Source organism: Rhizobium sp. Leaf262 (assembly GCF_001422245.1).
Classification (GTDB): domain Bacteria; phylum Pseudomonadota; class Alphaproteobacteria; order Rhizobiales; family Rhizobiaceae; genus Agrobacterium.
The window spans coordinates 767,524-781,311 of the sequence record NZ_LMMM01000001.1 but is presented as its reverse complement, the minus strand read 5'-3'; the positions used below and the strand labels follow the sequence as shown (position 1 = coordinate 781,311).

The following is a 13,788-nucleotide window of genomic DNA, read 5'->3' as shown; positions in this document are numbered from 1 at the left end:
GAAACGGTTTTGGGCGGAGCAAATGAATGATGCGGGGCGCGGTCGCGAGACGATAGCGGTGATCGGCGGCGGGTTGATCGGGACGAGCTGGGCCGCGCTTTTTCTGGCCTATGGATATGACGTGGCGCTGTTCGAGCCCGCCGCTTCTGGTCGCGATCACGTCACTGCCCGCATCGATGCGGCGATGGCGCAGATTGCAGACTTGGCTCAGACCCTGCCTGCACCGGGCGAACTCCGCTTGACGGAAGACGTGGCGGATACCGTATCCGGCGCGATCTGGGTTCAGGAGAACGCACCTGAAAACGTGCCGCTGAAACGTGAACTTTACTCCGCGATTGAAACATGTGCTCCAGCAGGCATCACCATCGCTTCAAGCACCTCGTCTTTGGTCTGGTCGGAGTTGAGTGCCGAGATGGCCGATCCGTCACGGCTCATCACAGCGCATCCTTTCAACCCGCCGCATCTGATGCCGCTGGTCGAACTCTATGGCAGTGACCACAAGCGCCTTGATGCTGCGGCGTCCTTTTACCGCAGGCTGGAACGCCATCCGGTCAGACTGAAATGGGAAGCCGTGGGGCACATCGCCAATCGCCTGTCTTCGGCGCTGTGGCGGGAGGCGGTCAACATGGTGGCGGAAGACATTGCGGAGGTCGAGGATATCGATGCGGCGCTCGTTTACGGGCCCGGCCTTCGCTGGTCTGTCGTCGGTTCGCATATGGCCTATCATCTCGGCGGCGGCACGGGCGGCATTGCACATTATCTCTCGCATCTCGGGCCCAGCCAGGAACGTCGCTGGCAGGACCTCGGCTCGCCACGCCTCGATGCCGCAACGCAAGAAAAACTCGTTGACGGCATCGCCGCCGAAACGCGCGGCAGAGACCTGTCCGAACTGGAGGCGATGCGCGATGACGGGCTGATTGCTGTACAGCGCGCCCTGAAAGGTCGCCGCGTCTAACGAGCTTCGCTCACTTCCTTATTTTCTAATCTCTATGGATCTACGCATATATGGCCGAACGACATTCCCCAACCCCGCTTTATCATCGTGTTTATGCGGTCATGCGCGAACGCATCGTCAAGGGTTATTACCCCATCGACGTACCGGTGCCGAGCGAAGCGGAGCTTTCCGAAAGCTTTTCGGTGAGCCGCATCACCATCCGCAAGGCCATGGAGATGCTGACGGCGGAAGGCCTGGTCACGCGCACGCGGGGACGCGGAACCTATGTGACAGACCGATCAAAGGAAAACAAACTCAACCGCGTCGTTGTGTCCAACATCAACAGCCTGTTCAGCTACCTCAACACGGTGGGTAAGAATACGCGGCTGAAGGTCGTCAGCCTCGATCTCGGTGAAGCGCCGCCCCGCATCTGCGAGCAGATGGGCGTCCCACCCACCACGGAACTGATAAGGGCCGTCCGCATCCGCTCCCTCGACCGACGCCCTTATTCGCTATCTATTGCCTATCTCCTGCCGGAGATCGGCCAAACGCTGAACCGCCAGGACCTGGCGACCACCAATATGATCGATCTGGTCCAGAAAACCGGTGTGGTGGTTGAACAGGTGGAACAAACCCTAACCGCGACGCTTGCGGATGATTACGCCGCCAAGCATCTGGAGATTCCCGTCGGCGCTCCGCTGATGCTGGTGAACCGCGTGTTCTTCAACGCCGATCTGAAGCCGTTCTATGTAGCAGAAATTTTCTACCGGGCCGACCGCTATGAATATCGCGTCTCGCTGAAGCGGGAAGATGGCAAGGATTTCTCGCTCGGCAATTGACCCGTCACGTTGCCAGCGGACGCCTTAACAGCTTGCCAAGTTCGACTAAAAAATCGTCTGCCAAGTCGCCATCAATGCCGTCTATGAGGGCGAACAAAGGACCGCTTTGCCCCTCTCCCCAGGCAGAGTCGAGCAAGCGTCGAGCTTTCAAATCAACATCGGCGCGTGACAAAGCACGCTCTCCATCGCCCTTCGGAATCAATACTTCCACGCTCTCGGTATTCCCATCCGAAGACAACAGGGTCACACGCGTCGGGCGGTTGGACGGATAGAGCGCATCAAATTGACCGTCGGAGTTGAGAGTGATTTTTTTGATCACCCTCGACACCTCAGCGTGTTCCAGACGTTCCCTACCGAAACCATCGTGGCGCAACGGGCCAAAACACAAAGCCAGCGCTGCGGCATGACGAAAGCTGAAACGGGCAGCAAGATCGCTGGTTGGCGTGGGAGAATCGTACTGAAGGGCCGTCGGGTAGACGTCTATTCGGACTTCAACCAAATGCTTTGCATTGAACTCACCCATTCGCTCACGCAGAAGCTCGATGCAATCCAGCATCGGTCCGAGATGTGCGCAGACGGGATGCCATTTCAGATAGGCGCTGGTGATTTCGAAGTGCGACCATCCTGCATCTTCGCCGATGCCTTCAACCATCACCGATGGGGAGAAAGCGTCGCCTGCGCGCGGACCGAAGAAGCGTTCGAGCGTCGCAATGGAGGGAAGTAAACCTGCCTTTGCACCGCGCGCCGCCGTAATGCCGTTCTGCACGCCGAGGCCAACGAACAAATGATGAGCGCCAGCGCCCTCCATACAGGTATCGCGAAACGGAAAAAGCGCCACCGCTGCGGCGTTTCCGATGGCAGCTTCGATCAGGGCGGCACGGGCATGCTCTTCCATATCTTCACCGAGGAGATAAGCAGACGCGACCGCCGCACCTATGCAGCCGAATGTTCCCGTATCATGCAGCAATGGCTGCATGCCGCCCAAGGCTGAGCCAATCCGTGCACAAACCTCATATCCAGCCATGACCGCATTGAGAAATGCCTGCACCGATGCCTTCGTTTCTTCGGCAACAGCCAACGCAGCAGGAAGAACGTGGCTCATGGGATGACCACGGGCACGACGATGACCATCTTGCAACTGCAGCACGGTCATCGCTGCGCCATTGACGAGCCCTGCCGTGCCAGCTGCGCAAGGTTGACCAAACCCCAACGCGGACGAAAGACCGCCTCCATCAGCCTCAACGAACGCCTGACGTGCATCGATCACCGACGGATGCGCGGCACCTGCCGCCATCACCGCAATCGTATCGAGCACGAAATCGCGGTAGGCCGCACGGACCGGTTTAGCTGCCGTTGTAAAATTCGTCTTGGCCGCGGCTAGAGCCAGAGGGGTGGCAGCACTTTGCATCGTCATCAGCCTTTCGTTTTGCGTTCGGCTTCAGCTCCCGCCTTCATCATGGCGTGCAACATATCCAGCCGCGGTTCGACGGGTGGCGGATAGACATCTGCGCCATGGGTGAGGCCGAGCGCGAGAAAGGTCTCGACCAGCTTGTAGGTCAGTGGACCGGGATTGACGACGGGCACCGGCAGGTTCGCCGCGAGATATTCTCCGGCCTGATGCATGGTCGTTGAGCCCAGGCAGATGACCTCCGCTCCGTCTTCCTCGATGCAGCGCATGGCAACGTCGCGCATACGCGGGAAAACGCTGTCTTCCTTGCCGCCCAACAGGTTGGAGAAATCCGGCGGCTGATCGAAGCTGCGTACCGAGGCGCATTGACGGTCGAAACCATATTCGCGGATGGCCTTGCGGTATCGCGGCAGTGCCGGCTCCCACTGCGCCAGTACCGAGAATTTGCCACCGAGCGTCAGCGCATAGAGCATCGAAGCCTTGCCCGCGCCGATGACGGGAATGGAGAGAACCGAGCGCAGCATGACCATACCGCTATCCGACATCGTGTCGATGCAGACGGCGTCAAAACCTTCGTCTTGCGCGTTGCACCCGGCCTCAAAAATGGCGAGGTCCATCAGCCCCCAGTCATGCGGAGACATGAAGGATGTCGGGCCGCAGGTGACCGGGCGATAGGTCAGTTCCCAATCCGCAGGCAGGGGCACGTATTGCGACTGCGCTTGGCGATTGCGCACACCTTCTTCATCCAATGCGAAGGGAACGATGACGAGAATGCGGGTCATTGACCGCCCTCCAAATAGGCCGCACCGGCAGCACCGATGGCGCGGATCATGTCATGCTTGGGCGAAAGCGGCGTCGGCCATGTCGCCTTGCTGTGGGTGAGGTTCAGGTCGAGCGCAATCGATGCCAGCTTGTAGGTCAGCGGACCGGGATTGATGACGGGAACGCCGATGCGGGCGGACAGCCAGGAGTGCGCCTCATGCATCGTGGTGGAGCCGAGGATAAGCACCTGCGCGCCATCCTCTTCGACGCATTTTTTCGCCGCGTCCAGCAGAAGCGGGAAGACTTCATCTTCCTTGCCGGCAAGCAGGCTCTTATTATCAGGCGTCACCCCAATCGAGCGCATCGAGGCACATTTGTGCTCCATGCCAAGCTCACCCAGTGTCTTGGTGTAGAGCATTTTCCAGCGATCCCACATCATCAGGATCGAGAACTTGTCACCCAGCATCTGCGCCATCAGCATGGAGTGGCGGCCCGGCGCAATGACCGGGATGGTCAGAACCGAGCGTAGCATCGACATGCCACTGTCGGACATGGTGTCGATGCAGACGGCGTCGAAACCTTCCTTCTCGGCATCAAGACCAGCATCGAGGATCGAGAAATCGGCCAGCGCCATATCGTGCTGGCTCGAATAATTCTTCGGCCCAACCCGCACGGCGCGATAGTGAAACTCGATATCCGGGCCGAGATCGACCGCCTTCATCTGCGCTTGCCTGCGGGCGAGATCATCCTGTCCCATGGGAAACGGTACGATGACCATAACCTTCTTCATCACGTTCTCCTCCTGTTTTCAGCTTTCAGCAGCAATCCGCGCCGCGGTGATGCCAGCCAACCGGCCAAAGCTGGTCGCCGTCAAAAGGCCGTTGCCGGACAGGTAGCCGTAATTGGAATCTCCAGACACGCCACGCGCCGCACCACCGCCTGCCAGCAGGTTCGGCAAAGCCGTGCCATCTTCTCGCAGCACCCGCGCCTCTGCATCGATCACCAAACCGCCCTGTGTGTGGAACAGTGCACCGTTGACCTTGACCGCATAATAGGGCGCGCTCAGCACCTGATCCTGCGTGAAGCTGCGACCGAAACGGTCTGGCTCGCCAGTGCGTGCGGATGTTTCGATGGCTTCGAATTCTTCGCGAATGGCAGCAAGCGAAAGCCCCGTTACCGTGGCAAGTTCCTCCAGACTGTTTGCCGTCTTGATGGCACCGAGCTTGCGAATTTCGCGGTAATCGTAAAAGCCCATCCCGGCCTCATCGCCCTTGGCATCGTAGATATCCCAGGCAATATGGTCCGGCTGTGCGGCGACTTCTGCGGCATGTTCGGAGTATCCACGCATCTCGTTGGAAAAACGCTGGCCTTGCGTGTTGAGAAGAATGCCGCCCTTGGTGATGACGGCCCATGTCAGCGGCAAGGCATGCGGGTGAGCGACCGATCCGTGCCCCTGATAGGCACCCATGTCGGCCAGCGCCGCGCCGATCTGTGCGCCCCATTTCACGGCATCGCCCGTGTTGGACAGGTGACCGCAGCACTCGGCATCGGCAATTTCCGGGATGTATTTCTGGACGAGCGCGACATCGCCAGCAAAGCCGCAAGAGGCGAGAACGAGCGCCTTGCAGCCCAGCATTTCCAGCGCTCCATCGGGTCGACGGAAACGAACACCGGTGACGCGACCAGACGCAGCCACATAGAGGTCTTCGACGGACGCATTTGTCACGACATCGATATCGGCGTTGGACACGGCAGAAAGAAGCGACTGTTCCAGGTCGGCACCAGTGCGGCTTTTCGGGCCGTGCATGCGAAGGCGCGAATGGCCGGGATAGGTGAACCCCGTGACCAGTTCGAACTCGACCTTATGCGTGTCCATCAACCAGTCGATCATCGGACCTGCGGTCTGTGCAGCGACCAGCGCCATATCGTGCGGCGTATGGTCATGGGTTTTCGCGACAAGGTCTTGAGCGAAAAGTTCGGGGCTGTCCTCGATACCGGCTTCCTTCTGCAAACGGGTGCAGGGTGCGGGAATGAGACCGGCGGACAGCGAGGTGGAGCCCGTCGGGTTCTCGTCCCGCTCCAGCACCATGACTTCTTGCCCCGCATCATGGGCCGCAAGGGCTGCGACCAGACCGCAGGCCCCTGCCCCTACGACGACCACCGGCATTTCAAAATCGAACGTCACGCCTTCCGCAGATAGCACTGCCATGGCTCAAATCTCCTGCTCAATAGCTGGTGCGGTTTGCTTCCGGTGTGCCGTAGCGCGCTTCCAGTTCCTGGATTTCAGGCATGCGCGCCATGTCGAAGAACTCCTTGAAGTTCATGACGTTGGGCGCGACGGACGCTATGGTCTCTTCGGTCTTCAAGACCTGAAGCGTCTTGCGCGCGGCTTCGCATGCCGAAAGCAGCAACCAGTTCGGATAGATAATGAGCTTGAAGCCCAGCGCTTCGATTTCAGACCGTGTCAGGAACGGCGTCTTGCCCGAGGTCGCCATGTTGTAGAGCAGCGGAATGCCGGGAAAGCGCGGGGCGATATGCGGCAGATCATCCGGGCCGGGGCTCTCGATGAAGATGACATCGGCACCGGCTTCGCGGTACATTTCCGCACGATCGAAGGCGGCATTGCGGCCATGCAGCGCCAGCGCATCCGTGCGGGCGATGACGACGAAATTCTCGTCGATACGCGCATCGACGGCGGCCTTGACCTTCGCCACCATATCTTCGGCTGAAACGATCTGCTTGCCCGCCAGATGGCCACAGCGCTTCGGCAGCACCTGATCTTCCAGATGCACCGCAGCCACGCCACCGCGCTCATAAAGCTGAATGGCACGGCGCACGTTGAGCGGACCGCCGAAACCATTGTCGGCATCGGCAATCAGCGGAATATCGGAGGCATCGGCGATGCGGGTGGCGTTATCGACCATCTCGGTCATGGTCAGCAGACCCACATCGGGATAGCCCAGCCGCGTGGCAGAGGTGCCAGCACCGGTCATATACATGGCGTCAAAACCGGCTTCGGTCACAAGGCGGGCATACATGGCATCGACCACGCCAGGAGCCATGAGGGCTCGTTCGCCTGCGAGTAACTGCCGCAGACGTTGGGTACGTGTAAGGGACATTGTATTCTCCATTTCTCCGTAAATTAGCCCCGGCTCACTCCATCCGGGGCAGCGTCTCACATTCCGAGATAGGCCTGGCGCAACTGCGGATCGGCCAGCAGTGTTGCGGCCTCTCCCTGCATGACGAAACGGCCCTGTTCGATGACATAGGCACGCTTGGCGACACCCAGCGACTGCATGACATTCTGCTCCACCAGCAGTACGGCAACACCATCGGCATTGATCTTGGTGATCAGCCCGAACATCTCTTCGACCATGATGGGGGACAGGCCGAGAGATGGCTCATCCAGAATGAGCAGTTCTGGTTCCGACATCATGCCGCGACCGATGGCCAGCATCTGCTGTTCACCGCCAGACAGCGTGCCTGCAAGCTGGTTCATTCGTTCCCGAAGCCTTGGGAAGATCTCGCAGATGCGCTCGAAATTCTGCTTGGTGTTTTTGCTGGCCCGACGAAACGCACCGAGCTTAAGATTTTCGCCAACCGAGAGATTGGGAAAAACCTTTCGCCCTTCCGGCACATGGGCGATACCAAGCGCCACGATGTCACGCGCATTTTTACCTGTTATGGTCACGCCCTTGAAGGAAATCGATCCGGCGCTTGGCTTGATGAAACCCGATATGACGTTGTTGAGCGTGGTTTTGCCCACGCCGTTCGAGCCCAACAAGGCGACGATTTCGCCGTTGTCGACGCGCATGTCGATGCCTTGCAGCACGCTCATCGAGCCATAGCCTGCGCGGATACCCTTGATATCAAGCATGGTTTTCCTCCTGCAAGCGGGCTGCGGCACCGTGGCCGAGATAGGCTTCCACCACGGACGGATCCTTGACGAGTTCGCGCGGCGTGCCATGGGCAATCATCTTGCCCTGGTTCAGCACATAGGCCGTTTCCGCCAGTTGCATCACCGCCTGCATGACGTGTTCGATCATCAGGAAGGTGTGCCCCTCCTCGCGGATTTTACGGATGATGCCGACGATCTCGGTGATTTCAGAGGGTATCAGGCCCGCCATGACCTCATCGAGCAGCAGCAGCTTCGCACCGGTCGCCAGAGCGCGCGCAAGCTCAAGCCGTTTGCGACCCGCAATGGTCAGCGAAGAGGCAGGGCGATCAAGCATCGCGCCCATGCCCAGCCGCTTGCCAACATCGCGCGCCACCGACATGGCTTCGCGACGGTCGTGGTGATGGAGATAGGCACCGACAGCGATGTTTTCCTGAACCGTGAGCCCGGCAAAGGGCTGAACGATCTGGAAGGTGCGGATCATGCCCAGTGCGCAGATGCTGTGCGGCGCAAGTCCGGTGATGTCCTTGCTCTGAAAGCGCACCGTGCCTTCGTCAGCCTTGGTAAAACCGGCAATCATCGTAAAGCAGGTCGTCTTGCCTGCGCCGTTCGGCCCGAGCAGTCCGACGATGGAGCCTTCGGGCACATCGAGCGAGGCATCCGTGACGGCCTTCAAGCCGCCGAAGCTTTTGGAAAGATTACGAACCTCAAGCATTGTCGTCCTCCTTCTTCTTGAAGGTGCCGAGCTTGCCCGCAAGGCCGACAAGACCGTTTGGCAGGAAGCGCAGCGCGCAGATCAGCACGATCGCGTAAAGCACGAAGTTCAGACCGGGCGCATTCGGCAGAAGATGTTTCGCGCCTTCGCCGAGAAGATGCAGGCCGAGCGTGCCGAGCAGCGGACCCCAGATCGTACCGGCACCGCCGATGATCGGGCCGATCAGCGCTTCGATGGAAACGGCGCTGCCATAGACCACGTTGCTGTCGATAAAGAGCCAGAGCTGGAGATACAGCACACCGGCCAGACCACCAAAGGCACCTGAGATCGCCATGGCCTGCACCTTGATCTTGTAGGTGTCGATACCAAGCGCGCGGGCAGCATCCTCGTTTTCCCTGACGGCGATGAGATAAGCACCGAAACGGGAATATTTGATGAGAGCCGTCAGCGCCATGATGAGTGCCACCACGACCAGAAGAGCGGTATAGGCAATCGTGCGGTCATTGAATTGCAGGTTGGCAACGCCGGGAACCAGCTTCAATTGCAGTCCGCTGCCACCGCCGGTAAAATCGAAGGAGGAAGCGCAGATGCGCAGCACTTCGGCAAAGGCCAGGGTGACGAGCGCGAAGTAGGAACCCTTCAGGCCATAACGAAACGCCAGCGCGCCGATGAAAGCCCCCATGGCGGCACCCGCAAGAATGCCAGCACCGAAGCCGACCCATGCGTTGACGCCGTACTGCACCTGAAGGATGGCCGAGGCATAGGCACCCGTTCCGTACAGTGCTGCATGACCGAAGGACGACATTCCACCGAAACCCCCGGTGATGTTCCACGACAGGGCGACAACCGCGACGATCAGCGCGTTGATGGTAAAACCCATCCACACTGGAGAGGACGCGAAATAAACGCCGAAGAGATAAGCAAGAGCTGCCGCAATGAGGGCAATCTGCCCGATGGATTGAGGTCTCATGTCCTTGCCCTCCCGAGAAGCCCTGACGGTTTGAAGAGAAGGATGAGGATGAAGGCGAGGAAGATACCGATCTGGCCAAGGCTTTCGCCGAGGAAGAGACCGCAGAGGGACTCGATGACGCCAAGCAGCAGACCGGCGACCAAAGCACCCAGCAGGCTGCCCATTCCACCCAGCACAACCGTGGTGAAAGCAACGAGGACGAAGGTGTAACCAACCTGTGGCGTGATGTAGAATGTCGGCAGCAACAGGCAGGCCGCGAGCGCCACACAGGCCGTTCCGATACCGAAACAGATGGCATAGGTGTGGTTGACGTCGATACCGACGAGTTCCGCACCGCGTTTCTCGATTGCCACGGCGCGAATGGCAGAGCCCGTGCGGGTATAGGCCATGAAGCACCAGAGAAGCGGTGCGACGGCCAGTGCTGCACCGAAAGCGATCACACGGCCAAGCGGCAGATAGGCACCCAGCACTTCGACCGTGTCATAGGCATAGGCTATATCCGCCGTGCGGGTATTCGACGTCCAGAAGTAGAGCGCCAGATTGTCGATGATCATCGACACAGCGAGCGTGATGAGAAGAACATTCTGTTCCGAGCCGCTGCTCATTGGCGCAATCAGGAAACGCTGCAACACGTAACCGAGCGCGAAGAAGGCCGGAAGAACGATGGGAATGGCGAGATAGGGATCGACGCCGAAATAGAAATACAGGAAATAGACGGCGTAAAGCGCCAGCATCAACAGGCTGCCATGCGCAAAGTTGATGATGTGGAGCACGCCATAAATGAGGGTCAGGCCCAGCGCTACCAGCGCATAGACGGCTCCCATCATCAGGCCGCTCAACACGGCAGGTAAGATCAGACTTGACATCAGGGCTCGCCTCTCTGTCGTTTGAAGAGCGCCCCCAGGGACATTGACGTCCGTGGGGGCGAGACCGTGTCAGTTTTTGGCAGGGATCGGGAAGACCGCTTCTGCGGTCGCATATTCCTTCGGGAAGACCAGTTCGATCTTGTCTCCACGGATCTGCGTGTTCACAGGCCGCGAGTTGACATTGTCGCCATTGACGAACTTCGTGGGACCATAAGGCATGATGGACTTGTCGAAGGTCGATGCGGCCAGAGCCTCGATCATCTTCTGGCGATCAGCCGAAGCGCCGCGCTCCAGAGCGTCGGCAATGACCTGTATCGTCGCATAGGACACCATCACGTCATAGGTCAGGTCGAGCTTTGCAGCAGCAACGCTGGCAGCGAGCGCCTTGGACAGGTCCTTGGACGGATCGTACCAGTGATTGCAGTCCATCACGTATTGAGCGACTTCCTTGTTCTCGCGAACGAACTTGATGTTGGATGCAGCGCCGCCAAGGATGGAATAGATCGCCTTGAGTTCGACGCGCTGCTGGTTGAGCGCGCGCGCCATCAATGTGTATTCGTTGATGTAGTTCGAAGGAATGAGGATATCGGCCTTTGACGCCTTGACGCGGAGCGCGATGTTGGAAAAGTCGCGCTGCGGTGTCGGGTGCGAGATGGTCTCGACCACTTCGATGCCCTGCTTCGGCAGTTGCTCGGCCAGGATTTTCGCCATGTTGGAGCCGAAGGGACCGTCTTCATGGACGATGGCCGCTGTCTTGATGGAATTGCCAGCGCCTGCATTGAGCAGCTTGAGGTTTTCGAGCGCAACGCTGGTGCATTTGTTGACGCCCGGCGTGAAACGGAAAACGTTGGGCAGGCCGCGTGTTACGACGGTTTCGGCGGTACCGATGGAGAAGACCTGCGCGAGATTATATTTTGCTGCTGCCTGCGAAGACGCAAGGCCGAGAGCAGAGGCAGTGGCACCGGTGAAGGCGCAGGCATTGGCCTCGATCAGCGTATCGACGGCCGCGGCGGCGGCTTCCGGGCGGCTCTGCGCATCCACCACGACGAGTTCGATCTTGGCACCGCCCATCGACTTTATGCCGCCTGCGGCATTGATGGCTTCCGCCGCAAACTTTGCGCCGGCAGCACTCTGTGTGCCGTTATAGGCGAGGTTGCCTGTCAGCGGCTCGATGACACCAACCTTGATGGTTGGTGTCTGCGCGCGCAGAATGGAAGGCGCAGCCAGGCTGACGGCTAGCGCTCCGGAGACCTTTAAAAGGTCGCGTCGTTCGATTTTGAATGTCATTTTATGCTCCCAGTTTTTTTTATGAGACGGCAAAAGAAACTCGCTGGTCCGCCCGTCAACGGCTCAGCCAGGAATGCGACGCCATTCGATCCGTTTCGAAGGCGGTGATCTGCTCCATGAAGGTGAACGTCATCTCGATCTCATCAAGACCGCGTAAGATACAGTCGCGCGCGAAGGGATCGATGGTGATGGGGTGCGTGCCGAGATTACCTGGCAGGATCAGTTCGGCGGACTCCAGATCGACCGTAACCTCTGCGTCAGGAAACCGGTTGAGATGCTCCGCCAGTGACTCGCAATGATCTGCGGACAAACGAACTGGCACAAGCCCATTTTTAAGGGCGTTGTTGAAGAAGATATCGCCGAAGCTCGGCCCGATGACCGCCCGAATGCCGTGGTCCACCAGCGCGTAAACCGCACCCTCGCGGGACGATCCGCATCCGAAATTGTCTTCGACAAGAAGAATGGTCGCGGCGTCGGCACCCGGCTTATTCAGCGGAAACGATGGGTCCAGTTCTTTCTGTTCGTCGCGACGGATGTCGTGGAACAGGAACTGACCATATCCCTGCGCGCGGTCTGCCTTCAAAAAGCGACCGGGAATGATCTGGTCCGTATCACAGTTGACGCCGGGAATGGCTACTGCCGTGGATGTTTCGCGAATGAATGCTTTCATCATTGTCCCCTCACATCCTGCGCACGTCGGTGAGACAGCCGCTGATGGCAGCAGCAGCGGCCATGGCCGGACTGACCAGATGCGTGCGCGCCCCGGGCCCCTGACGACCGACGAAATTGCGGTTGGAGGTGGAGGCGCAACGTTCACCGGGACCAACGACGTCACCATTGATCGCCGCGCACATGGAACAGCCCGACTCGCGCCATTCGAAACCTGCTTCAAGGAAGATGCGGGCAATGCCCTCGGCTTCGGCCTGTGCCTTCACCTGTGTCGATCCCGGCACGACGATGGCCGGTATCATCGCTTTGCGACCCTTCAGAATGGATGCCGCAGCGCGCAAATCCTCGATCCGGCTGTTGGTGCAAGAGCCGATGAAAACCTTGTCCAGCTTCAGCCCATCCAGAGCCGTGCCGGGCGCAAGCTCCATATATTCCAGCGACTTCGTCACCGCCTTGCGCTTTTCTACGCTGTCAAATGTCGAGGGATCGGGAACGCGTCCAGTGATCGAAACGGCATCTTCCGGGCTGGTGCCCCATGTTACCATGGGCGCGATATCCGCAGCGTCCAAGGAAACTTCGGCATCGAAGAAGGCATCGCTATCGCTGGCAAGCGTGCGCCAATGGCTAACCGCGCCGTCCCATTCCTGCTCCGATGGCGCGAAATGGCGGCCTCTGACATAGGCAAATGTCGTTTCATCCGCCGCAACCATGCCGAAGCGGGCCGCGGCCTCGATCGACATATTGCAAAGCGTCAGCCGTCCCTCGATGGAGAGGCCCCTCACCACCTGCCCGGTAAATTCGATGGCGTGGCCACCGGCACCGGCTGCGCCGATCTTCGCGATCAGCGCCAGCATAACATCCTTGGCGGTCACGCCCTGCCCCAGCACGCCATCAATAGTGACGCGCATGGTTTTGGGACGAGACTGCCACAGCGTCTGGGTGGCCAGAACATGGGCGTTTTCGGATTGGCCGATACCGAAGGCGATGGCGCCCAGCGCCCCTTGTGTCGAAGTATGGCTATCGGAACAGACGATGGTGAGACCCGGCAAAGTAATACCCTGCTCCGGTGCCATCACATGCACGATGCCCTGTTCCCGGCTCGATATGCCGAAATGGCGCACGCCGCCCCATTCCATATTCTCATCGAAAGTGTCGATCATGTGGGCGATGGCGGGGCTTGCCGCATCGCTCGACTTTCGGCCCAGTGTCGGCACGTAATGGTCGGCAACACCGAAGATTTGCTGCGGACGCCGAGGCTTCAGGCCACGCCGCTTGAGATCGGCAAAGGCATGGAAGCTGCCTTCGTGAATCATGTCGCGGTCGATGTAAAGCAAAGATGGGCCAGCAGGATGGCGCAATATCTCGTGCTCATCCCAAATCTTGCCCAACATTGTGCGCGGTGCGACTGCTTGCGCCATGAACCTTGTCTTTCTATTCTTCAAA

14 protein-coding genes are annotated in these 13,788 nt (G+C 59.2%); 2 read left to right on the top strand and 12 right to left on the bottom strand.

The annotated features are described in order from the left end of the window. The first annotated feature begins 22 nt into the window (after positions 1-22). Complete coding sequence (locus ASF29_RS03495) at positions 23-955, top strand: 3-hydroxyacyl-CoA dehydrogenase NAD-binding domain-containing protein (protein WP_062448501.1); 933 nt, start codon at positions 23-25, stop codon at positions 953-955. A gap of 50 nt (positions 956-1,005) precedes the next feature. After that, the gene (locus ASF29_RS03490; RefSeq protein WP_062448499.1) at positions 1,006-1,773 is read left to right on the top strand and encodes a GntR family transcriptional regulator; all 768 of its coding nucleotides are present in this window, start codon (positions 1,006-1,008) and stop codon (positions 1,771-1,773) included. A gap of 4 nt (positions 1,774-1,777) precedes the next feature. Here the strand turns inward: ASF29_RS03490 and ASF29_RS03485 are convergent, their stop codons facing one another. From ASF29_RS03485 to leuC, 12 genes are all read right to left on the bottom strand, one after another. Continuing rightward, positions 1,778-3,187: an MmgE/PrpD family protein gene (locus ASF29_RS03485; RefSeq protein ID WP_062448497.1), complete on the bottom strand. Its 1,410-nt coding sequence runs from the start codon at positions 3,185-3,187 to the stop codon at positions 1,778-1,780. Next, positions 3,187-3,963, bottom strand: coding sequence for an aspartate/glutamate racemase family protein (locus tag ASF29_RS03480; protein ID WP_062448495.1), 777 nt, complete (start codon positions 3,961-3,963; stop codon positions 3,187-3,189). Before ASF29_RS03480 ends, ASF29_RS03485 begins: the two co-directional genes overlap by 1 nt. Next, positions 3,960-4,733: an aspartate/glutamate racemase family protein gene (locus tag ASF29_RS03475; RefSeq protein ID WP_062448493.1), complete on the bottom strand. Its 774-nt coding sequence runs from the start codon at positions 4,731-4,733 to the stop codon at positions 3,960-3,962. The genes ASF29_RS03480 and ASF29_RS03475 overlap by 4 nt, the downstream gene beginning before the upstream one ends. 18 nt (positions 4,734-4,751) lie before the next feature. Further along, positions 4,752-6,152: an FAD-dependent oxidoreductase gene (locus tag ASF29_RS03470; RefSeq protein WP_062448491.1), complete on the bottom strand. Its 1,401-nt coding sequence runs from the start codon at positions 6,150-6,152 to the stop codon at positions 4,752-4,754. A 16-nt stretch (positions 6,153-6,168) separates the two neighbouring features. Further along, positions 6,169-7,062 carry an oxaloacetate decarboxylase gene (locus ASF29_RS03465; protein WP_200925502.1) on the bottom strand — a complete coding sequence of 298 codons (894 nt, stop codon included), beginning with the start codon at positions 7,060-7,062 and terminating at the stop codon, positions 6,169-6,171. Positions 7,063-7,118: 56 nt separating this feature from the next. Continuing rightward, positions 7,119-7,820 (bottom strand): ABC transporter ATP-binding protein, encoded by a 702-nt coding sequence (locus ASF29_RS03460; protein ID WP_062448487.1) that lies wholly within the window; start codon positions 7,818-7,820, stop codon positions 7,119-7,121. Beyond that, the gene (locus ASF29_RS03455; protein ID WP_062448485.1) at positions 7,813-8,553 is read right to left on the bottom strand and encodes an ABC transporter ATP-binding protein; all 741 of its coding nucleotides are present in this window, start codon (positions 8,551-8,553) and stop codon (positions 7,813-7,815) included. The genes ASF29_RS03460 and ASF29_RS03455 overlap by 8 nt, the downstream gene beginning before the upstream one ends. After that, positions 8,546-9,523 carry a branched-chain amino acid ABC transporter permease gene (locus ASF29_RS03450; RefSeq protein WP_062448483.1) on the bottom strand — a complete coding sequence of 326 codons (978 nt, stop codon included), beginning with the start codon at positions 9,521-9,523 and terminating at the stop codon, positions 8,546-8,548. The genes ASF29_RS03455 and ASF29_RS03450 overlap by 8 nt, the downstream gene beginning before the upstream one ends. Then, positions 9,520-10,389, bottom strand: coding sequence for a branched-chain amino acid ABC transporter permease (locus ASF29_RS03445; RefSeq protein ID WP_062448481.1), 870 nt, complete (start codon positions 10,387-10,389; stop codon positions 9,520-9,522). Before ASF29_RS03445 ends, ASF29_RS03450 begins: the two co-directional genes overlap by 4 nt. Positions 10,390-10,458: 69 nt before the next feature. Beyond that, positions 10,459-11,676, bottom strand: coding sequence for an ABC transporter substrate-binding protein (locus ASF29_RS03440; protein ID WP_062448479.1), 1,218 nt, complete (start codon positions 11,674-11,676; stop codon positions 10,459-10,461). A 55-nt stretch (positions 11,677-11,731) separates the two neighbouring features. After that, positions 11,732-12,346, bottom strand: coding sequence for a 3-isopropylmalate dehydratase small subunit (gene leuD, locus ASF29_RS03435; protein WP_082453369.1), 615 nt, complete (start codon positions 12,344-12,346; stop codon positions 11,732-11,734). A gap of 10 nt (positions 12,347-12,356) precedes the next feature. Further along, a complete protein-coding gene (gene leuC / locus ASF29_RS03430; protein ID WP_062448475.1) occupies positions 12,357-13,763 on the bottom strand; it encodes a 3-isopropylmalate dehydratase large subunit in 1,407 nt (468 codons plus the stop codon). Between the last annotated feature and the right edge of the window lie 25 nt (positions 13,764-13,788).

Coding starts and splice junctions, on each gene's coding strand:
- ASF29_RS03480 (WP_062448495.1), bottom strand. CDS start 3,963: ATGACCCGCATTCTCGTCATCGTTCCCTTCGCATTGGATGAAGAAGGT.
- ASF29_RS03475 (WP_062448493.1), bottom strand. CDS start 4,733: ATGAAGAAGGTTATGGTCATCGTACCGTTTCCCATGGGACAGGATGAT.
- ASF29_RS03440 (WP_062448479.1), bottom strand. CDS start 11,676: ATGACATTCAAAATCGAACGACGCGACCTTTTAAAGGTCTCCGGAGCG.
- ASF29_RS03460 (WP_062448487.1), bottom strand. CDS start 7,820: ATGCTTGATATCAAGGGTATCCGCGCAGGCTATGGCTCGATGAGCGTG.
- ASF29_RS03470 (WP_062448491.1), bottom strand. CDS start 6,152: ATGGCAGTGCTATCTGCGGAAGGCGTGACGTTCGATTTTGAAATGCCG.
- ASF29_RS03455 (WP_062448485.1), bottom strand. CDS start 8,553: ATGCTTGAGGTTCGTAATCTTTCCAAAAGCTTCGGCGGCTTGAAGGCC.
- leuD (WP_082453369.1), bottom strand. CDS start 12,346: ATGAAAGCATTCATTCGCGAAACATCCACGGCAGTAGCCATTCCCGGC.
- ASF29_RS03465 (WP_200925502.1), bottom strand. CDS start 7,062: ATGTCCCTTACACGTACCCAACGTCTGCGGCAGTTACTCGCAGGCGAA.
- ASF29_RS03490 (WP_062448499.1), top strand. CDS start 1,006: ATGGCCGAACGACATTCCCCAACCCCGCTTTATCATCGTGTTTATGCG.
- leuC (WP_062448475.1), bottom strand. CDS start 13,763: ATGGCGCAAGCAGTCGCACCGCGCACAATGTTGGGCAAGATTTGGGAT.
- ASF29_RS03450 (WP_062448483.1), bottom strand. CDS start 9,523: ATGAGACCTCAATCCATCGGGCAGATTGCCCTCATTGCGGCAGCTCTT.
- ASF29_RS03445 (WP_062448481.1), bottom strand. CDS start 10,389: ATGTCAAGTCTGATCTTACCTGCCGTGTTGAGCGGCCTGATGATGGGA.
- ASF29_RS03485 (WP_062448497.1), bottom strand. CDS start 3,187: ATGACGATGCAAAGTGCTGCCACCCCTCTGGCTCTAGCCGCGGCCAAG.
- ASF29_RS03495 (WP_062448501.1), top strand. CDS start 23: ATGAATGATGCGGGGCGCGGTCGCGAGACGATAGCGGTGATCGGCGGC.